22 protein-coding genes are annotated in these 19,719 nt (G+C 59.6%); 8 read left to right on the top strand and 14 right to left on the bottom strand.

From position 1 onward, the window contains the following. Positions 1–34: 34 nt before the first annotated feature. The 4 genes from M2401_RS23700 to M2401_RS23685 form a co-directional block, all read right to left on the bottom strand. Complete coding sequence (locus tag M2401_RS23700) at positions 35–928, bottom strand: NAD-dependent epimerase/dehydratase family protein (protein ID WP_259106411.1); 894 nt, start codon at positions 926–928, stop codon at positions 35–37. A gap of 341 nt (positions 929–1,269) precedes the next feature. Continuing rightward, the gene (locus M2401_RS23695) at positions 1,270–2,424 is read right to left on the bottom strand and encodes an alpha/beta hydrolase (RefSeq protein ID WP_259106410.1); all 1,155 of its coding nucleotides are present in this window, start codon (positions 2,422–2,424) and stop codon (positions 1,270–1,272) included. A 242-nt stretch (positions 2,425–2,666) separates the two neighbouring features. Next, the gene (locus tag M2401_RS23690; RefSeq protein WP_259106409.1) at positions 2,667–3,563 is read right to left on the bottom strand and encodes a LysR family transcriptional regulator; all 897 of its coding nucleotides are present in this window, start codon (positions 3,561–3,563) and stop codon (positions 2,667–2,669) included. Between the two features lie 75 nt (positions 3,564–3,638). Further along, positions 3,639–4,229 carry an NAD(P)H-dependent oxidoreductase gene (locus tag M2401_RS23685; RefSeq protein WP_259106406.1) on the bottom strand — a complete coding sequence of 197 codons (591 nt, stop codon included), beginning with the start codon at positions 4,227–4,229 and terminating at the stop codon, positions 3,639–3,641. 195 nt (positions 4,230–4,424) lie between these two features. Here M2401_RS23685 and M2401_RS23680 point away from each other — a divergent pair, with 195 nt between their 5' ends. Continuing rightward, the gene (locus tag M2401_RS23680) at positions 4,425–4,739 is read left to right on the top strand and encodes a putative quinol monooxygenase (RefSeq protein ID WP_259106404.1); all 315 of its coding nucleotides are present in this window, start codon (positions 4,425–4,427) and stop codon (positions 4,737–4,739) included. Here the strand turns inward: M2401_RS23680 and M2401_RS23675 are convergent. Further along, positions 4,722–5,486: a sulfite exporter TauE/SafE family protein gene (locus M2401_RS23675; RefSeq protein WP_259106402.1), complete on the bottom strand. Its 765-nt coding sequence runs from the start codon at positions 5,484–5,486 to the stop codon at positions 4,722–4,724. The genes M2401_RS23680 and M2401_RS23675 overlap by 18 nt on opposite strands. Before the next feature lie 83 nt (positions 5,487–5,569). On the opposite strand from M2401_RS23675, the gene M2401_RS23670 reads away from it, so the two are divergent. From M2401_RS23670 to M2401_RS23660, 3 genes are all read left to right on the top strand, one after another. After that, positions 5,570–6,454: a LysR family transcriptional regulator gene (locus M2401_RS23670; RefSeq protein ID WP_259106400.1), complete on the top strand. Its 885-nt coding sequence runs from the start codon at positions 5,570–5,572 to the stop codon at positions 6,452–6,454. 105 nt (positions 6,455–6,559) lie between these two features. Continuing rightward, positions 6,560–6,904, top strand: coding sequence for a cupin domain-containing protein (locus M2401_RS23665; RefSeq protein ID WP_259106398.1), 345 nt, complete (start codon positions 6,560–6,562; stop codon positions 6,902–6,904). 270 nt (positions 6,905–7,174) lie between these two features. Next, positions 7,175–8,128, top strand: coding sequence for a hypothetical protein (locus tag M2401_RS23660; RefSeq protein WP_259106395.1), 954 nt, complete (start codon positions 7,175–7,177; stop codon positions 8,126–8,128). On the opposite strand, the gene M2401_RS23655 is transcribed toward M2401_RS23660, so the two are convergent. The 3 genes from M2401_RS23655 to M2401_RS23645 all read right to left on the bottom strand — a co-directional run bounded on the left by M2401_RS23655 (position 8,129) and on the right by M2401_RS23645 (position 10,573). Then, entirely contained in the window at positions 8,129–9,040 is a 912-nt protein-coding gene (locus M2401_RS23655; RefSeq protein ID WP_259106385.1) for a pyridoxal-phosphate dependent enzyme, read from the bottom strand. Positions 9,041–9,236: 196 nt separating this feature from the next. Next, a complete protein-coding gene (locus M2401_RS23650; RefSeq protein WP_259106383.1) occupies positions 9,237–9,611 on the bottom strand; it encodes a hypothetical protein in 375 nt (124 codons plus the stop codon). After that, entirely contained in the window at positions 9,611–10,573 is a 963-nt protein-coding gene (locus M2401_RS23645; protein WP_259106381.1) for a hypothetical protein, read from the bottom strand. Before M2401_RS23645 ends, M2401_RS23650 begins: the two co-directional genes overlap by 1 nt. Before the next feature lie 454 nt (positions 10,574–11,027). Here M2401_RS23645 and M2401_RS23640 point away from each other — a divergent pair, with 454 nt between their 5' ends. Next, a complete protein-coding gene (locus tag M2401_RS23640; protein WP_259106380.1) occupies positions 11,028–11,252 on the top strand; it encodes a DUF3077 domain-containing protein in 225 nt (74 codons plus the stop codon). Positions 11,253–11,336: 84 nt separating this feature from the next. Here M2401_RS23640 and cynR read toward each other — a convergent pair whose 3' ends face one another. Beyond that, on the bottom strand, positions 11,337–12,242 hold the full coding sequence (gene cynR / locus M2401_RS23635) for a transcriptional regulator CynR (RefSeq protein ID WP_259106378.1): 906 nt from the start codon (positions 12,240–12,242) through the stop codon (positions 11,337–11,339). A gap of 126 nt (positions 12,243–12,368) precedes the next feature. Between cynR and cynS the strand changes: the two genes are divergently transcribed. Beyond that, positions 12,369–12,839: a cyanase gene (cynS, locus tag M2401_RS23630; protein ID WP_259106376.1), complete on the top strand. Its 471-nt coding sequence runs from the start codon at positions 12,369–12,371 to the stop codon at positions 12,837–12,839. Here the strand turns inward: cynS and M2401_RS23625 are convergent. Then, complete coding sequence (locus M2401_RS23625) at positions 12,824–13,654, bottom strand: AraC family transcriptional regulator (RefSeq protein ID WP_259106374.1); 831 nt, start codon at positions 13,652–13,654, stop codon at positions 12,824–12,826. The genes cynS and M2401_RS23625 overlap by 16 nt on opposite strands. Positions 13,655–13,764: 110 nt before the next feature. On the opposite strand from M2401_RS23625, the gene grxC reads away from it, so the two are divergent. After that, a complete protein-coding gene (grxC, locus tag M2401_RS23620) occupies positions 13,765–14,019 on the top strand; it encodes a glutaredoxin 3 (protein ID WP_259106371.1) in 255 nt (84 codons plus the stop codon). Between the two features lie 135 nt (positions 14,020–14,154). On the opposite strand, the gene mmsB is transcribed toward grxC, so the two are convergent. Genes mmsB through M2401_RS23605 form a run of 3 tightly spaced genes read right to left on the bottom strand, consistent with a single transcriptional unit; the run spans position 14,155 to position 17,923 of the window. After that, positions 14,155–15,042, bottom strand: a complete 888-nt coding sequence (gene mmsB / locus M2401_RS23615) for a 3-hydroxyisobutyrate dehydrogenase (protein ID WP_259106370.1) — start codon at positions 15,040–15,042, stop codon at positions 14,155–14,157. An 11-nt stretch (positions 15,043–15,053) separates the two neighbouring features. Continuing rightward, a complete protein-coding gene (locus tag M2401_RS23610) occupies positions 15,054–16,574 on the bottom strand; it encodes a CoA-acylating methylmalonate-semialdehyde dehydrogenase (protein WP_259106369.1) in 1,521 nt (506 codons plus the stop codon). Between the two features lie 26 nt (positions 16,575–16,600). Beyond that, positions 16,601–17,923, bottom strand: coding sequence for an MFS transporter (locus M2401_RS23605; RefSeq protein WP_259106368.1), 1,323 nt, complete (start codon positions 17,921–17,923; stop codon positions 16,601–16,603). Between the two features lie 241 nt (positions 17,924–18,164). On the opposite strand from M2401_RS23605, the gene M2401_RS23600 reads away from it, so the two are divergent. Next, on the top strand, positions 18,165–19,112 hold the full coding sequence (locus tag M2401_RS23600) for a LysR family transcriptional regulator (protein WP_259106363.1): 948 nt from the start codon (positions 18,165–18,167) through the stop codon (positions 19,110–19,112). Positions 19,113–19,297: 185 nt separating this feature from the next. Here the strand turns inward: M2401_RS23600 and M2401_RS23595 are convergent, their stop codons facing one another. Further along, the gene (locus M2401_RS23595; protein ID WP_259106361.1) at positions 19,298–19,702 is read right to left on the bottom strand and encodes a type II toxin-antitoxin system HicB family antitoxin; all 405 of its coding nucleotides are present in this window, start codon (positions 19,700–19,702) and stop codon (positions 19,298–19,300) included. Positions 19,703–19,719: the final 17 nt, after the last annotated feature.

Here is a 19,719-nt window from a genome sequence, read left to right as displayed (position 1 = left end):
CGTCTTAGACGGGGCGGGTCTACCACTGAATCAGTTACAGCATCTCGTTGAGAATCCACTCGGTCACATCGGTACGCTTGGGCACCCACCCCAGCAGCTCACGGGCATTCTTGCCGCGCACCCGGCTATTGGAGCCCAGGCCGTAATTGGCCATCTCATAACCCCACTCTGCTTCGGCATCCTTGAGCGGCCAGTCCTGGGCCGGGCCGAGGTTCAGGGCTTTGGCGATGGCATTGCTCATATCGGCAAACGCCGCCTCGCCACTTTCGACGAAATAGAACGTACCCGCCGGGTTCTTCGCAAGCGCCAGGCTATAGAGCGCTACTACGTCCTCGATATGCACGTTGGACCAGATATTCTGGCCGCTGCCGACGTGACGGACGACGCCGCTTTTCTGCGCCTGCTTGAGCAAGCGGGGCAACTGCACGCTGTCGCGTTTCACGCCCAGGCTATGGCCGTAGATCAGGGTGTTGCAGATCACCGCCGAACGTACCCCCCGCTTGGCGGCATCGAGCACTAAATTGTCGATGGCGACCCGCGCGGCCTTGTCGACAGTCGGCTCGGGCAACTGGCCTTCGTAATAAATAACGTCGCTGCCTTTACCGCCCGATGCATCACCGACGATGCTCGAACCGCTGGTATGCAGGAACACCTTGTCCGAGCCTTGCAAACCGGCGATCAACGCATCTACTGCGCCGCGATGGTCGCTGCTGGCGGCATTGATCACCGCATCGGCCTGGCGCGCCTGCTCGCAGAGCAAGCCGCTGTCGTCCAGGGTGCCGGTGATCGGCGTGATGCCCAGGCTCAGCATTTCAGCTTCCTGCTCGGCATTGCGCACCAGACCGGTGACTTGATGACCCTGCTTGACCAGGGCGGTGGCAATGGAGCCGCCGATAAAACCGGCAGCGCCTGTAATGAAAATCTTCATGGGATGACTCCTCAGGGGTGAGTAACAGTTGCCCCCAGTATCAAGCAGGTATTACCCCTGAAAAAGTCATGTCAGGCCAAATGAATGTTGCGTAGAGGTCACAAATAACGGTGAGTAGGCGCACCGTGTGGGAGATTCTATGTTTGCTGTAAAGCCAGAGCAGCCCCTTCGCGGATGAATCCGCTCCCACAGATCCGACGATATGCACGCGCTACTGTGGGAGCGGATTTATCCGCGAAAAGGAGGTGAATTCACTGGCCTCTTCGCGAATGAATTCGCTCCCACAGAATTCGCTCCCACAGCAATCACCCCCGCAGATTGACGCCTGCCAAACTCAGCAATCAGCGCCCGACTTTTTCCTTCAACCGCCCGGCATCGCCAAGCCAGCCCGTTGCCCCCCTGTGCAACCAGTCCGCCGCCCCCGGCGCACGCTTGAGCTGGCTGTCGAGAAACGCCAGGCTAATCGCCTGAATCGCGGCAACCTGCTTCGGATCAGTCGGTGGCTCACCGGCCGACGGACCATTGGCCCCTCGCGAAGGTGCGCCGCGGCTGCGGCCCTTGCCGCCGCCATGAGCTTGTTTGCTGCCGCTATCGGTAGCCTCGGGCAGCCTGGCGGTCTTGCTATCCGGCTTCGGCGCACTCACCAGTTCCGTGCCGGAAAGGGTTTTGTGAGTGGCCCGGTTCAGGTCCACCTGATAACTCCCGGCGACATTCACCGAGTCACCGACCACCTGACGCAGGTGGTAAGTGTTGACCCAGTTGAACGGGTCTTCGTCATTCTGCCCGGTCAGCGACAACACCGGCACCGTTACCTTGGCGAACTGCGCCGGATCGGCCCCGGCTTCGGCGTAAGGGCTGAGCAACAGCAGCGCCTTGGGCTGCACTTGCACGGCTGCCGGGTTCATCGCCATGGCGACGGCGGTTTGCGCGCCGAGGTCAAAACCGGCGAATACCACCTGATTCCAGTCGATGGCCGCCAGTTGCGCATCACCCTTGGCGGCGCGGCTGCGCGCTTCGCTGATCACTTTCTGCACCGTAACCAGGCGCCGCTGCAATGCCGAGTCGGCATAGCGATAGGCCGCCAGGCTATGAAAGTCACCGGCCAGAGCCAGGCCACTGGCGTAGATATCCGGTCCGTCGTTCTGATCCTGAATCGACAACACGGCATAACCGGCCTGCGCCCAAGCCCGCCGCCACTGCTCACCGGCCGTGGCCGCCTCACCCAGCCCCGGCAGATAGATGATCAGCGGCACCGGGCCCGCCGTCGCCGGAGCCTGCGAGGCCACCTCGACCGATTGCCCGGCCAAATCCCAGTCTGCCGCCCAACCGGTTACCTGCTGGCGAGGCGACTTATAGGCAGTGCCGAGGTCCTCATCGAGCTGCTCGTTGAACTTGATGCGCGGATCGGTAGGCGTACTAGAACAGGCGGATAACAGGCCCAAAGTCCCCAGCAGGACAGCCGTGGCCAGGCGATATTGAACAGGAATGAACTTCACAGGGTTATCTCGATAAAAGGTCGGGACAGGCGATGCGCCAGCCTAACCGCAGCAAGCTGAACGGCAAGGGGCTGAGAGGGTAAATAATCGGTAAAGGCCTGTCGAACATAGACCTGTATGGTGGGAGCCGGCTTGCTGGCGATGGCGTCAGGTCAGTCACCGCCGCTCGTGCGAGCGCTTCGCACTTGATCGCCACGGTGCGGCGATCCGACAAGCCGGCTCCCACAATTTGGTAATGCGCTCTACGCGGCATACCCCGCCATCTTCTGCTGAATGAAATCCAGAAAGCACTGAATCCGCAGGGCCAGTTGCGAGTTGCGGTAGTACACCGCATGAATCGGCTGTCGATAGCCGCTATTGGCGTCGGGCAACAGTACTTTGAGGCGGCCCTTGCGGATGTCGTCGTGGGTCATGAAGTGCGACAGGCAGACAATCCCCTCCCCGGCAATAGCCAGTTGACGCAGCGTTTCGCCGCTCGAGGCCGAGACCGCAGGCTGAATAAACAGGCGATCGCCCTCGGCATGGCGCAGGGGCCAGTGGTTAAGGGTTTCGGTCTGGGTAAAGCCCAGCAGCGTATGACTGCTCAGGTCCGGAACGCGGCGCGGCGTGCCGTGCTGTTCAAGGTAAGCGGGGCTGGCAAGGATATTCAGCGGGCTGCTGCCCAACGAGCGGGCATGCAGGGTCGAGTCGGCCAGGCTGCCGATACGAATGGCGACGTCGGTGCTCTGTTCCAACAGGTCGATGATCAGATCGTTGCTGTTCAGCTCCAACTGGATATCGGGATACAGCAGGCGAAACTCGGCGACATAGGGCACCACCGAATGCAGCATGAAGGGAAATGCCGCATTGATCCGCAGGCGGCCGGCCGGGTGTTGCTGACGCAAGGACAGACGCTCTTCGAGGTCTTCCATTTGCGCCAGAATCTGCCGCGCACGCTCGAGGAAGAACTTGCCCTCCTCGGTCAGATCCATGCGCCGCGTGGTGCGGTTGATCAGGGTGGTTTCCAGCTTGGCTTCGAGCCGCGACAAGGTGCGACTCACGGCCGAAGGCGTCTGGCCGAATTGCTCGGCAGCCGCCGAAATAGAGCCACTTTCGATGACAGAAATAAAAACTTGTAGCTCGTCGGATCTGGCTTTCATTATTGTTCTCCGCTCAAAACACGCTGGATGTTAGCCGTGTTTGAAGCAAAGAACATCCGACTATCGCAGGGCTACTCAGGCACTGATATTGAAAACCTGTGCCAGGTGCGCCTGATAGCGCTGCACATCGGCTTCGATATTCGGCACTTTCATCACGTCCACCGCCAGGAAAGTCGGCAGACCGGTCAGGCCAAGGAACTGATTGGCCTTGTGGAATGGAAAGTACACGGCGTCAACGCCCTTGGCTTCGAAGAAGTCGGTCGGATCATCGAAGGCTTGTTGCGGGGCGTTCCAGGTCGCGGAAATCATGTACTGGCGACCTTGCAGCAAACCGCCGCTGCCGTATTTCTGCGACGCGTCGGAACGGGTACGGCCGTCGTTGGCATACAGGCTGCCATAGCCTTCGGTGAAGACTTCGTCGATGTACTTCTTGACCGTCCACGGCGCGCCCATCCACCAACCCGGCATCTGCCAGACGATGACGTCGGCCCAGAGAAACTTCTGCACTTCTTCGGCGACGTCGTAACCGCCGTCGATAAAGGTTTCTTTCACGTCAAAACCGGCGTGGTCCATAAAGGCTACGGCGGCTTCTTGCAGAGTGGCGTTGTAACGGCCTTCGGAGTGAGCGAACTGCTTGCCGCCATTCAAAAACAAGATTTTTTTCATCGTGATCTCGTCGCTATCCCGTAAACCCACAGGGCTGGACCGGGAAGTCAGTAAAGGAAAGTGACGGCAGGATAACGATGCAGTAGCGACTGATTAACCAGAGGCGGAGCAAATGATATTTGCCTTAAAGGCACAAATAATCGCATGACTCTTGAATTAGCATTCAGCGACTTTCTTTCTTCAGGAACCCGTCCCATGAACGCCTTGCACGGTTTTATCCTCCACGCTTACACCAAACCGGAAAAGTCGGACGCGTTTCTGGCCCTGTTCAGTCAGTACGTGGAGCAGAGTCGCGAAGAAGATGGCTGCATCGAGTACCACATGCTGCGCGACCGCGAGAATCCTGCACTGTTTATCTTCTACGAAGTCTGGCAATCCAGGGCGCACCTGGATGTGCACTCCTCGCTGCCGCATATGGCGCGCTTCTTCGAAAACCGCATGTATTACCTGGAGCGGGATTTCGAGATCCGTCTGATCGACATGATCAGCCCGTCATCCGCTAATCATTAAATGCAGGCCCAGCCCGGCGACGCCAAGCAGGAACAGGCGCTTGAACACCTGGGCGCTGATGCGCTGGCGCAGCAACTGCCCCAGCCACATGCCCAGTAACGCCGGGATCAGCGCCAGCAGTGAAGCACCCAGCTCGCCGCTGCCCAGAGCACCGTTGCTGAACAACCCTGCCGCCAAGGCCAGGGTGCCGACAGTGAAGGCCAGGCCCAGGGCCTGAACCAACTGGTTGCGGGCAAGCCCCAAGGACTGCAGATAAGGCACAACGGGAATGGCAAACACGCCTGTGGCCGAACTGATCAAGCCAGTTAAAAACCCACATAATGGTCCCAGCCAGCGCTCATGCCGCTGGGGCACATGCAGTTGCGGCAAACACAGGGCAGACAGCGCATACAACAGCAATGCTGCTCCCAGCGCCCGGCTCATGGTCGGCCCCGCACTCATGCCCAACAGCCATGAGCCCACTCCGGTGCCGAGAGCTACCATGGTCAGCAGCGGCCACAGGCGCTTGAGCAACGGCCGCAACTGCCCGCCGATCGCCAACTGCCAGACGTTGGTCACCGTCGATGGAATGATCAACAGCGCCGCTGCCTGAGCCGGAAGCATAGCCAGGCCCAACAAGCCCATGGCCACTGTCGGCAGGCCGAGGCCGATCACACCCTTGACCGTGCCGGCCAGCAGAAAGGTGCCCAGCACAAGTGCCGACAGACCCCAACCCAGTATTTGATAGTGTTCGATCAGTGCGTTCATGGCCTCATCATGGCTGCCACCGCACGCATTGAAAATCTGCCATATACTGAGCCAGCCTCAGTTTCTGCCATAGGCTGATCGACATGTACTTCGACCTGACTGACCTGCGCCTGATCCTCAAAGTCGTGGAAAGCGGCAATATCACCGCCGCCGCCAATCGCAGCCACCTGTCCCTGGCCTCGGCCAGCGCCAGGGTCCGCGCGCTGGAAGCCTCACTGAATACCCCGCTGTTCGAACGTGGCCGCCGCGGTGTCACGCCGACGCCAGCGGGCCAGGCTATGGCTCAGCATGCGCGGCTGATCCTGCAACAGGTCGAGCGCATGCAATCGGATCTGGGCGACTACGCCAAGGGCTTCAAGGGCCGAGTGCGCCTGCTGGGCAACAGTTCAGCCCTGAGTGAACACCTGCCGGAGTTGCTGGCGGACTTTCTGGTCAGCAACCCGTCGATTGATGTCGAACTGGAAGAGCACCCAAGCCTGCGCATCCTTCACGCTCTACGCCAAGGCGCGGCGGACATCGGGATCATTTCCGATGCAGTGGACGCCAGCGACCTACAGACCCTGCCATTTCGTGACGATCCACTGGCGCTGTTGATGCCTCTCGGCCATCCCTTGGCCGGCGAAGAAACCCTGAGTTTCAGCCAGGCCCTGGACCACGAATTCGTTGGCATGAGCGCCAATAGCGCATTGGCCCTGTACCTGGAAGAACAGTCACTGCACGTCGGCCGCCGCCTGAAAATTCGCGTGCGCGCCGAAGGCTTCGACGCGGCCATGCGCATGGTTGCCAGGGGTGTCGGCTTAAGTGTGATGCCGCAGGTCGTGTTACAGCGTTGGCAAACGCCGCGCCCGTTCCAGAGCGTGGCGTTGAACGATCCCTGGGCGCAGCGCCGATTGCTGCTGTGCGCCCGCGACTTCAACGCCTTGCCGGGTTATGCCAGGGTCTTGCTGGACGCACTGAAACAAGGCTGAAAACCAGCGTTTATGGACAACCCGATGTCGAGTTCAGACAACTGACCCTGCCCTATCCGGCCTATGGTGGGCGCACGCAATTTGCGCCACTGATCTGGAGCTGTCATGTCTAACCTGATTACCATCCTGCGCGATACCCACCCACTGCCCGTCGTCGATGCCTGCAAGTGGGAAAAACTCGCGGGCGACCCGCACACCGTCAACCTCAACTGCTACACCTCCGCTGACGGCGAAAAGATCATGGGCACCTGGATCTGCACCCCAGGCAAGTGGTACGTGGAATACACCAAGTGGGAATACTGCGACTTCCAGGAAGGCTACTGCGTCCTGACCCCGGAAGGTAAAGACCCGATCCACCTGAAAGCCGGCGACAAGTTCATCATCGAGCCAGGCTTCAAAGGGACTTGGGAAGTGGTCGAGACCGTGCGCAAGTATTTCGTTTTTGCCTGATCGTCATCGCAAGATGAAATGAGCATATTTTTTGTGGGAGCCAATTCTGTGGGAGCGAATTCATTCGCGAAAGCGGCATTCCCGACGACGATTTCTATCGGAAGTACCGGCCTCTTCGCGAATGAATTCGCTCCCACAAGTGGCTGCCACAAAATGGGCTACACAAATTGGCCTTTGCAAAACTCGTCGCCTTGCGATATCCCCATACCGCACATTCCACCGCATAATCACCTATAAAACATCCCTTACCCACTGCCAGGGATGTGAAAAATGCGCAGCCTCATCACCCTCATTGCCCTGCTGATCATTGGCATCGGCAACGTCTTGGCGGCCCCGCCAAAGCACTATCTCTACACCTCATCCGGCGAGCTTGATCAACTTGAGACATTGTTGGCACGCCCCGATATCGAAGGGGTGCAGATTGTCTACTCGTGGAAGCGGCTGGAAAACGCCCAAGGCCAGTACGACTTTTCCGCCATCGAAAAAGACCTGGCTCACCTGACCGCCCGCGACAAGAAACTGTTCATCCAGATACAGGATCGTTTCTTCGATCCCGACGCCCGCAATATCCCGCTTTATCTGCAACAGGAGCCGGTCTATCACGGCGGGCTGGTCGCGCAATCGGACAATGCCGGTGAAGGCATGCCCGAAGGCCAGGGCTGGGTGGCGATGCAATGGCAACCCGGTGTGCGGGCGCGTTTCCAGGCGTTGCTGGCTGCCCTGGCGACGTCATTCGATGGCCGCATCGCCGGTATGAATTTGCCGGAAACGGCTATCGATATTGATGTGAATGATGCGTCCTCCGGCTTCACCTGCGAGGGCTACTTCGCCGCGACGCTGGACAACATCCGCTTCGCCCGCAACGCCTTCAAACAGTCCCCTGTGGTGCAGTACGTCAACTTCTTTCCCTGCGAATGGAATGACGACCAGCGCTATATGTCGCGCCTGTTCGAGTTCGCGGCAAGCAATCGCATCGGCCTCGGCGGCCCGGATATCGTGCCCTACAGAAAAGCCCATATGAACAACACCTACCCGTTCTTCAATCGCTACAAGCCGCGACTGGAACAGGTCGCCATGGCGGTGCAGGAACCGACCCTGACCTACACCAATCCAAAGTCCGGCGCGCCCTTCACCCGCGAAGAATTCGTTCGTTTCGCCGAGGATTATCTGGGCGTCGACATCATCTTCTGGAGCCCGCAAACACCCTGGCTCAGCCAGCGATGATCAGGCTTTGGCCCAGGCCCGAATCTGCTCAAGGGTTGCCGTCGCACCGCCGCAGACGATAAACAGCACTTTGCCCCGGACCTGAAGTTTTTCCGGGTGATAGGCCAGGGCCAGCGCAGCACCGCAGGCAGGTTCGACCAGCACACGGTGGTCGCTGAGGAATTGCTCACACGCATCAAGCGCCTCGGCATCCGACACCACGATGCTGTGGATTCGGTGATCCCTCAGGCTCGCCACCGCCTGCTCGCAGACCCGTTTGGCGCCAAGGGAAGTCGCCACCGAAGTAATCGCCGCGATCTCCACCGCCTCCCCGGCCTGCACCGCCGCGTGAAAGGACGCCGCGCCCGTGGTTTCCACCGCATACACCGGTACGTCCTGCCAGCCATTGCGGTGCAGCCCCTCGATCATCCCCGACAACAGGCCGCCGCCGCCCACCGACAAGACCACTGCATCCGGCTTGAGCCCGGCCGCCGCGACTTCGTCTATCAGCGTGGCATGGCCGGTCCACAGCAGTGGATCGTCGAAAGGGTGGATAAAGGCATCGGCATCCGTCACCAGAGTCTGGGCCAGGGCATTGGCCTCCTGCCAGGACGCGCCGTGCACGATCACCTCGGCCTGTTCGAGACGCAACAAATCCTGCGCGCGCTGCGTAGTGGTTTGCGGCACCACCACTGTCACCGGCACAGCCAACACCCGCCCGGCATACGCCACCGCCAACCCGGCATTACCGCCCGAAGACGAAATGAAGCGCTTGGCGCCGCGAGCATGGTGGACTTCACAGGCATGCCCCACACCGCGAATCTTGAACGAGCCGGGCGGCTGCAGGGCATCGAGTTTCAGCCACACGGAATAACCGGCGCGCTCGCTCAGGGCGCGGGATTCGAGCAGCGGTGTGTTGATATGCAAGGCCATGCGGGGGGCTCCATAAGGGGTCAGGGAAGGGATCGTATCCTAGCTTTTTCCGCCTTGCCCTGTATCTGCAATGAGATCTGTAGGAGCTGCCTTGGTGGCGATCGAGTGCGCAGCGCTCGCAACCAGATAGCAGACCAATCCATCGCCAGCAATTGATAAACACATTACCCGGCAAGCCAGTTCTAAAAGAGCGATATCAAGTGGCAGGCTCGTCGGGTAATGCGAAATAAAACACCACCATAGCCACTGCCGTAAGCACCATGTACACCGTCGCAGCCTTCAACTGTCGTCGCAGTTTTTCAGGTATGCGTTTGTCTGCGCCCTTTGGAATCTGCCCGCGCTTAAAAAGAAGATTTGGCATGAGCACGATCAGCATTATGTTAGAGAATCTCAACTGACGACCGAGATAGCTGTCTCCGCACACAGATCGATTCCACTCGACAGACTTAACGCCTTCAAGATAGCTCTCCAGTACTTCCAGCCTTCGGTAATAGAAAAACAACAAAAGACCTACACATATAAAGACGTTGAAGAAGACGGCGATTGCCCACAATCCTGGATCAATATCCATCACAGCGTTCTCCATTTATAAAGCAGCTCCCCAGCAACCGCGCCACCTTTCTCCCCAATGGCTCCGCCTGCATATCCGCCTGCGAGCCCGACAATGATTCCACAAGCCAAAGCGCCCCATCCTCCCGTAGGTACCGCAACGGCGACGCATATCGATTTAGCCGCCATCCCTGCCACTGCACCTCCAAATAATCCACCACCGACACCCGCCACCAACTTGCTCCCTTCCACATATTGAGCCCGCTCACAAGCTCCCTCCCGCCCCACAGCGCAAGCCTCTTCAATCTCCAACCCCGTCGAAACCGCGTTCAATGTAATCCCCACATAGGTCCCGGATTTAAGCACCTTCGCCGCTCTGGCCACGCCGTTCATGCGTTTTGCGTAATCCCGTATCTCGCCGCTATGCAGATAGCTTTTCGTCGAGATACCCAGCATCTTCTTGATCGAACCTCTGTTCCTCAGCCCCGAGCCCCAGCGGGCGATGCCTTTGAGCTGGCCATCCAGCTTGGTGAACAACACCTGGCGTTGATTGATGAATTCTTGCCGGGCAATCGGCGTACCACGCTGAAGGGCGAGCTTGTGCAGCCTCTCGATATCCGCGAGGGTCTTTTCAATCGCGCTGAGGTGGTTGCTCCAACTACCTGAGACGGCGCCGATACCCAGTGAACCGTAGCCAAGCACATCTTGCAGCACATCGTAGTTCTTCAGCATCAGGCCATCGGAACCGAGGGAATTATGGTGAATCTGATGGCTGACATGCTGGGCCATACGGATGAGTTCGGCCTCTTCGATAGTGCATGATTGGGTACTGCTGTCGGGGACAATAACGATTTGCCCCGGAAGAACGACTTGATTGCGTATATGGACATTGAGCGTGTCGAATTTTTTGTCTGCGCCCAGCGCTGCCTTTATAGCGTTATCGCCCTGCATTCGGTCATTAATAAATACGTAAGCCTTGCTCATCTCTTGAACTCCCTGTAACTGGAAGCGCGAGAGTATTGAGTCCAGTCATGGGATAGCTAGAACACAATCGAGACTTTAGAATTTCCAGACACTACCTACAAACCGAAGTTAAGCTTTCCTACAGAAATAAAGGAAAGTTTACTTTCTCTCACAATAAAATGCTCTCCCGAAAGAAGTTTCGGTATTTTTCGTATGAACTTTCCGAAAGAATCCCGAACGCATTGCGCGGAGGAATTTCGCTCTCTAGTCTGCGCCGGTCGCTGAAAATCAGTGATCGGGTTTAGCAGCCTGACTTGTACCCCTGCGTGTAAGTTGCGTCATGGCGACTTTGCGTGGGGCACCTACGAGTGCGCCGGTACTGGGGGTACAACCGGTCTGCTAACCCGCGTCAAAGTCGCCACCCATTCCGTTTAGCAGCGCAAATGCGGTGGCCTTGCTTAAAGGTATCCCCTTAATGATCACCGTTGAAACTCAAGCTTTACTCGAAAAATCACTGCTGCGGATATCTGATCTGTTGCGTTGCACCGCAGCCGTTGCTTATGAGAGCGGCGAAAACCGAACAGGGGCAGACCGCGACCTGGCCTTCTCCGCCGTCCACTTGCTCGATGTGATCAAGGACGAAGTCAACCTGTCCCTGAGCTACGTCGAACCCCGCTTACCTGCCTCAACACAAACTTAAGATTCGAACACGGTTTGTCGTGGGACCGGCTTCAGCCGGGAAGGCGTATTACCGGTTCGGTCCCACAGTGTCCGCTACTGAGATCTAGACCTCCCGCCCACCAAGATTATCAACACACCACGCCTCAGCCATCTGCGTAAACGCCAACGCCGCCGCGCTCTGGTAACCATGACGCCGCCGCAACAGCGCTGCCGTACGCTGAGGCGGATAGCCTTTGAGCTGGTAGCAGCGCAGGCCGCGTTCTTCACTGGCGATCGCCTCGGGCAGGATGGTGGCCATGGGCGCGTGACGCAGAATCTCCAGGATCGCCCCAACCGAGTTGGTCTCCATCACCACCTTGGGCTTGACCTCATGCTCACGGAAGTACTCCTCGATGCAGGTCCGCGTGATGAAGTCTTTGGTCAGCAGGACCAGAGGCTGCTCGGACAACTGCGGCGGCGCCACCCAGGTCTTGTTGCGGGCATAGAAGGGATGATGTTTGCCCACCATCAGGCCCAGGGTCTCCACCAACAGCGGCAGGCACTCGATTTCCGGGTTGCGCACGGTGTCGAAGGCAATGGCGATATCGATGCTGTCCTCGGCCAGCTCACTCTCGATGTCGTTCAGCGAGCGCTCGAGGACGGTCAGGTGGATATCGGGATACCTGGCCGTGAAGTTGCGGATCAGCGGGCCGGCCAGGTAAGGGATGAAAGTCGGCGTGAGGGCCAGGCGCAAGGTGCCTCGTGACAGGTCCTGCACATCGTGAATGGCCCGCTTGCCAGCTTCAAGCTCCAGCAGCATCTTGCGCGCATGTTCGATATACGCCGCCCCCGCAGCCGTAGGCCGGACGCTGCGGCCCGAGCGGTCGAGCAGTTCGGCGCCGAGCTCCTCCTCCAGTTGTTTGATCTGCTGGGACAACGTCGGTTGCGAAACATGCAGCACCTCGGCGGCACGGCTGAAGTTGCCCTGTTCGGCCACGGCCAGCAGGTAACGGATATGGCGCAGCAGCATGGAGATCTCCGCAGAAGCTATAGGCAGGAGCAATAGAAACTATTGCATATCGGTCTTGGACGCTATCGCGCAGAGGCGATGAGTATGGGCCACTGCCGCCCTTCCCTCGCTTACAGGAATACCTCCATGCAACAGTCCCATGCGTTCCAGGACCCGTCCCAGGCCCTGACCAGCAAAGTTCTGGAACTCAAAGCCCGCAAGGACATGTCCTTCGCCCAGTTGACCGAAGGCACCGGCCTGAGTCTGGCCTATGTCACCGCCGCCCTGCTCGGCCAGCACCCGCTGCCGGCCGATGCCGCGAAAGTCATTGGCAAGCACCTGGACCTGGACGACAACACCGTCGCTCAACTGCAGACCATTCCCCTGCGCGGCAGCCTGCCCAATGGCATCCCGACTGATCCGACCATCTATCGCTTCTACGAGATGATTCAGGTCTACGGCACCACCCTCAAAGCCATCGTCCATGAGCAGTTCGGCGACGGCATTATCAGCGCCATCAACTTCAAACTCGACGTGAAGAAAGTGGACGACCCGGAAGGCGGCTCCCGCGCCGTCATCACCATGGATGGCAAGTTCCTGCCTTACAAACCGTTCTGAGTGGCCTGCAACCACTGGCGCGGGCTTGAGCCGGTTCTACGGCGAAAGGCCCGCGCCAGTGCCGAAGGACTTTCATAACCGACCTCATCGGCGATCAAGGCGATGGGGCGGCCCTCGCGCAGGCGTTTCTGCGCAAGGCTCACCCGCCAGCTGAGCAGATACTCGGCGGGTGGCTGCCCAACCACCTCATGAAAGTGTGCGGCAAAACTGGCGCGCGACATCCCCGCCGCTTCGGCCAGCTCACCTACCGTCCAGGCTTGTTGCGGCATGGCGTGCATCAGGTTCAATGCCTTGGCCAGACGCACGTCCGCCAACCCCGCAAGCATGCCGCTGCCCAGTTGCTCTTCGTTGAGCAAATAGCGCAACAGCTGGATCACCAACAGCTCGAACAGCCGATCCATCACTGCCTCGCGCCCGCACATATCCCCGAACGCCTCGGCAAACAGCCACTCCAGCGTCGGCCCCAATAGCGCGCTGGAAGACAACGGCAGCAGCAAGTAATCGGGCAGAGCAGCGGCTATCGGATTGCCCGACCCGGCGGCGAAATCCAGGCTCGCACAAACGACTTGCGCCGGTTCAGTACCATCAGGAATGAGGCGATGGGTGTAAGGCCGAGGGAAGAAAATCAATGTCGGCTCGCTCAGGGTCAGCTCGCGATTATCGGCCAGGCGCAGCCCAAGCACGCCGCTGCGCAGCACATGCAGATGACCATGACGCCCGCCCTCGTCGAAGGCTGCTGCGTTGCAGAACTCACCGCTGTGAAAGGTCCCGGCACTGACACCGAAGTGATTGAGCAGCGTGGACAGGCGATCCATGGACACCTCGGGTTTGGACGATCGGTTGCATTTCTTCGACTTTTAGCAGCCGAACGATACACCCATCGCCCTAGGATAGGTCCATGTCCTTACTCGCATCGGAGTCCGCCATGAGCGAAGTCACCGTCTACACCACCAATACCTGCCCCTACTGCGTCGCCGCGAAAAGCCTGCTGGCGGGTAAAGGGATCAAGCCGATCGAAATCAACGTCGCCGGCTCGAACGAGAAAATGCTGGAAATGATGAGCCGCAGCGGCCGCCGCAGCGTGCCGCAGATTTTCATCAACGACCTGCATGTGGGCGGGTTTGATGATTTGGCGCTACTGGAAAGAAAAGGCGAGCTGAACGCGTTGCTGGCTGGCTGAACCGGGAGCATATGGTGGGAGCGAATTCATTCGCGAAGAGGCCAGTAAATTCAGCGCATCTTCAGCGGCTTGAATATCGCTTTCGCGAATGAATTCGCTCCCACGAGATCTCCTACGGGAGTTAGCACAACGCCATCATTCAGCCTTGCAATACCCCTCAATAATCGCCGAGAAATCCTTCCCTCCCTCACCGCGCTGGCTCATCGCTTGATAGAGCTGCTGGGCCAGGGCGCCGAGGATTACCGGTTGATGGGCGGCCCGCGCCGCTTCGGTGGCCAGGCCCAGGTCCTTGAGCATCAGGTCGGCGCCAAAGCCGCCGGTATAGCCGCGTGAAGCCGGGGCGGTTTCGACCACGCCGGGCCAGGGGTTGTAGATTTCCGAGCTCCAGCAACGGCCCGTGGAGCTGTTGATGATATTGGCCAGGATCCCGGTATCGATGCCCAACGAATTGCCCAGGGCCATGGCTTCGGCGACGCCGATCATGGAGATGCCCAGCAGCATGTTGTTGCAGATCTTGGCGATCTGCCCGGTGCCGATATCGCCGCAGTGCACGATGTTCTTGCCCATGCGCGCCAGCACCGGCTTGAGCACTTCAAAGTGTTCGGCACTGGCGCCGACCATAAAGGTCAGGGTCCCGGCCTGGGCGCCACCGGTACCGCCCGAGACCGGCGCGTCACCCAGTACCACCCCCTGTTTGGCCGCCGCCGCAGCGACGTCACGAATGGTCTGCGGGTCGATGGTGCTGCAATCAACCGCAGGCACCCCGGCGGCGATCCCGGCGAGTACGCCGTCTTCACCCAGGTACACGCTGCGCACATGGGCGGCGGCGGGCAGCATGGTGATGACCATGTCGCTGCCCTGGGCCGCGTGTTTCGGTGATTCGCTGATGCGCCCGCCGAGGGCGGCCAGTTCCGCCAGCACGGCGGTGTTCAAGTCGAACAGGTGCAACTGGTAGCCGGCCTTGAGCAGGTTTCGCGCCATCGGGGCGCCCATATTGCCAAGGCCAATAAATGCAATTTTCATGGCAGTTCTCCCTAACGCAGGTTGATCGTCGTATTCACGCCATCGTTGACGCTGTCGTCATCGAACCAGCGACTGGTGACGGTCTTGGTCTGAGTGTAGAACTGCACCACCTGCTTGCCGTACGGACCGAGGTCGCCGAGCTTGGAACCACGCGAGCCGGTAAAGCTGAAGAACGGCACCGGCACCGGAATCGGGATATTGATGCCCACCTGGCCAACGTCGATTTCGCTCTGGAATTTGCGCGCCGCCGCGCCGCTCTGGGTGAACAGACCGGTGCCGTTACCGTAAGGGTTGGCGTTGACCAGGGCGATCGCCTGATCGAGGGTGTCGACTTCCAGCACCACCAGTACCGGGCCGAAGATTTCCTGGGTGTAAATCTGCATCTCGGTGGTCACGCCGGAGAACAGCGTCGGGCCGACAAAGTTACCGTCCTCGAAGCCCGGCACCTTGATGTCGCGGCCGTCCAGTTCCAGCTTGGCACCTTCACGCACGCCGCTTTCGATCAGATCGAGAATGCGCTTCTTCGCCTGGCGCGAGATCACCGGGCCGACGTCCGTCCCCGCCTCTGAACCGGCATTGACCTTGAGCTTCTGCGCCAGGGCCTTGAGGTCCGGCAGCCACTGTTTGGCCGCGCCGACCAGCACCACCACCGAGGTTGCCATGCAACGCTGACCGGCCGCGCCGAAACCGGCACCGACCAAAGCGTTGAGGGTCTGCGTGCGGTTGGCGTCAGGCAGCACCACGGCATGGTTTTTCGCGCCCATCATCGATTGCACGCGCTTGCCGTGTTGCCCGGCGAGGTTGTAGACGTGAGTGCCCACCGCCGTCGAACCGACGAACGACACCGCCTTGATGTCTTTGTGGGTGCAGATGCCGTCGACGACGTCCTTGCCGCCATGCACCACGTTGAGCACACCAGCGGGCACGCCCGCCTCCACCGCCAGCTCAACCAGCAGCATGGTCGACATCGGGTCCTGCTCCGATGGCTTGAGCACGAAGGTGTTGCCGCAGGCGATGGCCATGGGGAACATCCACAGCGGAATCATCGCCGGGAAGTTGAAAGGCGTGATGCCCGCACAGACACCGATCGGCTGGCGCAGGGTGTAGGTATCGACGCCACCGGCGACGTTCTCGCTGAATTCACCCATCTGCAGGGTGCCGATGGAACAGGCGTGCTCGACCACTTCCAGGCCGCGGAAGATATCGCCCTCGGCATCGGCAATGGTCTTGCCCTGCTCGGCACTGAGCACGGCGGCGATGCGCTTGGAATGCTCGCGGATCAGCGCCTGCAACTTGAGCATGATGCGCATGCGCGCACCCACCGGGGTGTGGCGCCAGGTCAGGAAGGCCTTTTGCGCAGCGGCGACGGCGGCATCCAGTTCGCCCAGGGTGGCGAAAGGCACTTGGGCCAGGACTTGCTGAGTGGCCGGATTGACGATATCGCGCCACTCGGTGCTCTGGGATTCAACCCACTCGCCGTCGATCAGCAGTTTGACCCGGGCGACGCTGGTGTTGTTGTTATGGGCATTCATTTGGCAGTTTCCTCAAGTAAGTTCGGTCAGGCGACGCGCTTCGGATCGCGTTTCATCAGCGCGGTGCAGAACAGCGCCACGACACCCATGCCGATCAGGTAAACGATGACGTAATGCGGGCTTCCGCCGCCGGATTCGAGCAATTTGGTGGCGATCATCGGCGCGAATCCGCCGCCCAGAACGCCGGCCAGTTGCACTGAGACGGAGATGCCGCTGTAGCGGATCTGCGCCGGGAACTGCCGGGCAAACAGCAGGGATTCCGGTGCATAGAGAATCGGGAAGACCACACCCACCGCCAGCACCATGGCCCACCAGACCAGGGTCGGCTCACGGGTTTCGAGCATGGCGAAGAACGGATAGACAAAGGCGCAGAGCAACAGCAAACCGGCGAAATACAGGCGGCGCTGGCCGACCTTGTCCGACAGATGCCCGCAGAACGGCATGGTGAACAACGACAGCGCCGCACCGGCCGTAATGGCGTTGAGCACGTCGGCACGGGGGATGTGCAACTGGTTGGCGGCGTAAGCCAGGGCGAAGGTCACCGACATGTAGAACCAAGCATTCTCGGCGGTACGGGCGCCGATGATGGTCAGGGTTTCCCGCGGGTGTTCGCGCAGGACCTTGAACAGCGGCATTTTGACGGCGGTGTTTTCTTTCTTGATGCGCTCAAAATCTGGCGACTCCGGCACTTTCAGGCGAATCAGCCAACCAACACCAAGCAGCACCACACTGGCGATGAACGGCAGGCGCCAGCCCCAGCTGAGCATGTCGGCTTCCGGCAGCTTCGCCACCAGGCCCATGGCCAGGGACGCCAGCACCAACCCGGCCCCCACGCCGGTTTGCGGCAGGCTGCCATAGAAGCCTTTCTTGCCTTCCGGCGCATGCTCCACGGCCATCAATACCGCCCCTCCCCACTCGCCACCGACGGCCATGCCTTGCAGGAAGCGCATCCCCACGAGAATCAGCGCGGCCCAGTAGCCGATCTGCTCGTAGGTGGGGATCAGGCCGATGATGATGGTCGGAATCCCCATCAGCATCAGCGTCAGCAACAGCATCGACTTGCGGCCGATCTTGTCGCCAAAGTGACCGAAAATCACCCCGCCCAGCGGACGGCCAAGAAAGCCCACGGCATAGGTGGCGAACGACGCCAGCACGCCGGTAATCGGGTCCAGTGCGGGGAAAAAGATTTTGCTGAAGATCAGGGCGGCAGCCGTGCCGTAGAGGAAAAAGTCGTACCACTCGATGGTGGTACCGGCCATGCTTGCCATCCCGGCAAGACGATAGGAACGGGTTTTCTTTGCAGCACTGGCATCGAGCGCGCCAGCGTCAGCCGTAATGGCGTTCTTCATAAACTCCTCCGCTTTATTTATTTTTGTGCAGGGTGTTCGGGATGTGTTTTTGCGCTGTATTGCATTCGTAGGAGCGGCTTTAGCCGCGAGCGAACGCCCTCCCGGCTAAAGCCGGTCCTACGGTCAGTCATGGGCATCAAGTTCACGGTTTCTTGATCGAATTCCGGTATTGGTTGTGGGCGTGCTTCGGAGTATAGATGTGCAAACTTCTAATAAGAACGCACATAAAAGCAGGTTCAACATGCAAAAAAGCCTCACCTCCTTGGGTGCCTTGAACTGGGATGACTTGAAGTTTTTCCTCGAAGTGGCGCGCACGCGCAAAGCCAGTTCGGCGGCCAAGCGCCTGGCAGTGGACTACACCACCGTGTCCCGGCGGATCAATGCACTGGAGACGGCGCTGGGGACGTTGCTGTTCGAAAAGTCGCGCAACAACGGCTTTATCCTCACCGCCGAGGGCCAGCGTTTGTTGGGTTATGCCGAGTCCATCGAGAGCACCCTGCACCTGGCGTGCGAGCAGGTTTCAGGGTCGGGCGTGGCGCTGTCGGGGCATATCCGCATGGGCTGCACCGAAGGTTTCGGCAGCTTCTTCATCACCCCGCAGTTGAGCCACTTCCTCGATACCTACCCAGCCATTTCGGTGGATATCCTGCCGCTGCCGCACTTCATCAGCCTGTCCAAGCGCGAAGCCGATATCGTCATCGCTCTGGAACGCCCGGAACACGGCCCCTACGTGTGCTGCAAGCTGTGCGACTACAACCTGCGCCTGTACGCGACCCGGGATTATCTGGAGCAACACCCGTCGATCCACAGCACTGCGGACCTGGCCGAACACCGCTTTATCAGCTACGTCGACGACCTGGCCTTCAGCTCCGAATTGCTCTACCTGGCCAACTTGCTCCCCGGCGCCCAGGCCCACCTGCGTAGCACCAGCGTCATCGCCCAATACGTCGCCGCCCTGCAAGGCCGCGCACTGGCGATCCTGCCGTGCTTCCTTGCCGCGCAGGATCCACGGCTGCTGCCGGTGCTGGCGGAAGAAGTGAACATCACCCGCCAATTCTGGATGTACTGCCGCGAGGATTTGCGCAAGTTGAAGCGCATTACCTTGCTGTGGGATTACATCAGGGAGACGACCGAGTTGAATCGGGCGTTTTTATTGGGCGAGAGCAACGTGGTGGGGTTTATCGATTGATAGGCCAGCAGGGGTGAAAGCACATCCTGTGGGGGCCGGCTTGTCGGATCGCCGCACCGTGGCGATCAAGTGCGCAGCGCTCGCAAGGATGTCGGTGTTTGATCCGACGCCATCGCCAGCAAGCCGGCTCCCACAAAAGCTCATTTCAGTTCAGGTATTTGCGCAGTGTTTGATACAGGCGAGGCTTATACCCGCCCCATCTTCTCCAGCGCCGCGTCAGCCAGGAATGTCGAACGGCTCTTGATGTTGTGATCACGAACGTACTGATCGATCCGCTGAATCACATAGCCCGGCAGCGTGACATTGACCTTCTCGGTCTTGCCCAGGTAAGGCGTGATATCGATTTCCAGCATGCCCCAGCCCATACCGTCGAAGTCCGGGTTCTTTGCGTGTTCTGACCATGCCTTGGGCTTGGGAATCTCACCGCCCGCCGCTGCGATTTCTTGCAGCATGATGTGGGCGATCTCGACGGCGGCGCTATGGGCTTGCTCGAAGGTATCGCCCGCAGTGATGGCACCGGGAATGTCCGGGATCTGGATGCCGAAGGCGGTGCGATCATCGCCCCGCTCGATGCAAATCGGGTATTTCATTTCAGTCTCCCTGAAGC

Source organism: Pseudomonas sp. JUb42 (assembly GCF_024807945.1).
Lineage (GTDB): Bacteria > Pseudomonadota > Gammaproteobacteria > Pseudomonadales > Pseudomonadaceae > Aquipseudomonas.
This window is presented reverse-complemented; position numbering and strand designations above follow the sequence as displayed.

Coding starts and splice junctions, on each gene's coding strand:
- M2401_RS23700 (WP_259106411.1), bottom strand. CDS start 928: ATGAAGATTTTCATTACAGGCGCTGCCGGTTTTATCGGCGGCTCCATT.
- M2401_RS23690 (WP_259106409.1), bottom strand. CDS start 3,563: ATGAAAGCCAGATCCGACGAGCTACAAGTTTTTATTTCTGTCATCGAA.
- M2401_RS23685 (WP_259106406.1), bottom strand. CDS start 4,229: ATGAAAAAAATCTTGTTTTTGAATGGCGGCAAGCAGTTCGCTCACTCC.
- M2401_RS23680 (WP_259106404.1), top strand. CDS start 4,425: ATGAACGCCTTGCACGGTTTTATCCTCCACGCTTACACCAAACCGGAA.
- M2401_RS23675 (WP_259106402.1), bottom strand. CDS start 5,486: ATGAACGCACTGATCGAACACTATCAAATACTGGGTTGGGGTCTGTCG.
- M2401_RS23670 (WP_259106400.1), top strand. CDS start 5,570: ATGTACTTCGACCTGACTGACCTGCGCCTGATCCTCAAAGTCGTGGAA.
- M2401_RS23665 (WP_259106398.1), top strand. CDS start 6,560: ATGTCTAACCTGATTACCATCCTGCGCGATACCCACCCACTGCCCGTC.
- M2401_RS23660 (WP_259106395.1), top strand. CDS start 7,175: ATGCGCAGCCTCATCACCCTCATTGCCCTGCTGATCATTGGCATCGGC.
- M2401_RS23655 (WP_259106385.1), bottom strand. CDS start 9,040: ATGGCCTTGCATATCAACACACCGCTGCTCGAATCCCGCGCCCTGAGC.
- M2401_RS23650 (WP_259106383.1), bottom strand. CDS start 9,611: ATGGATATTGATCCAGGATTGTGGGCAATCGCCGTCTTCTTCAACGTC.
- M2401_RS23645 (WP_259106381.1), bottom strand. CDS start 10,573: ATGAGCAAGGCTTACGTATTTATTAATGACCGAATGCAGGGCGATAAC.
- M2401_RS23640 (WP_259106380.1), top strand. CDS start 11,028: ATGATCACCGTTGAAACTCAAGCTTTACTCGAAAAATCACTGCTGCGG.
- cynR (WP_259106378.1), bottom strand. CDS start 12,242: ATGCTGCTGCGCCATATCCGTTACCTGCTGGCCGTGGCCGAACAGGGC.
- cynS (WP_259106376.1), top strand. CDS start 12,369: ATGCAACAGTCCCATGCGTTCCAGGACCCGTCCCAGGCCCTGACCAGC.
- M2401_RS23625 (WP_259106374.1), bottom strand. CDS start 13,654: ATGGATCGCCTGTCCACGCTGCTCAATCACTTCGGTGTCAGTGCCGGG.
- grxC (WP_259106371.1), top strand. CDS start 13,765: ATGAGCGAAGTCACCGTCTACACCACCAATACCTGCCCCTACTGCGTC.
- mmsB (WP_259106370.1), bottom strand. CDS start 15,042: ATGAAAATTGCATTTATTGGCCTTGGCAATATGGGCGCCCCGATGGCG.
- M2401_RS23610 (WP_259106369.1), bottom strand. CDS start 16,574: ATGAATGCCCATAACAACAACACCAGCGTCGCCCGGGTCAAACTGCTG.
- M2401_RS23605 (WP_259106368.1), bottom strand. CDS start 17,923: ATGAAGAACGCCATTACGGCTGACGCTGGCGCGCTCGATGCCAGTGCT.
- M2401_RS23600 (WP_259106363.1), top strand. CDS start 18,165: ATGCAAAAAAGCCTCACCTCCTTGGGTGCCTTGAACTGGGATGACTTG.
- M2401_RS23595 (WP_259106361.1), bottom strand. CDS start 19,702: ATGAAATACCCGATTTGCATCGAGCGGGGCGATGATCGCACCGCCTTC.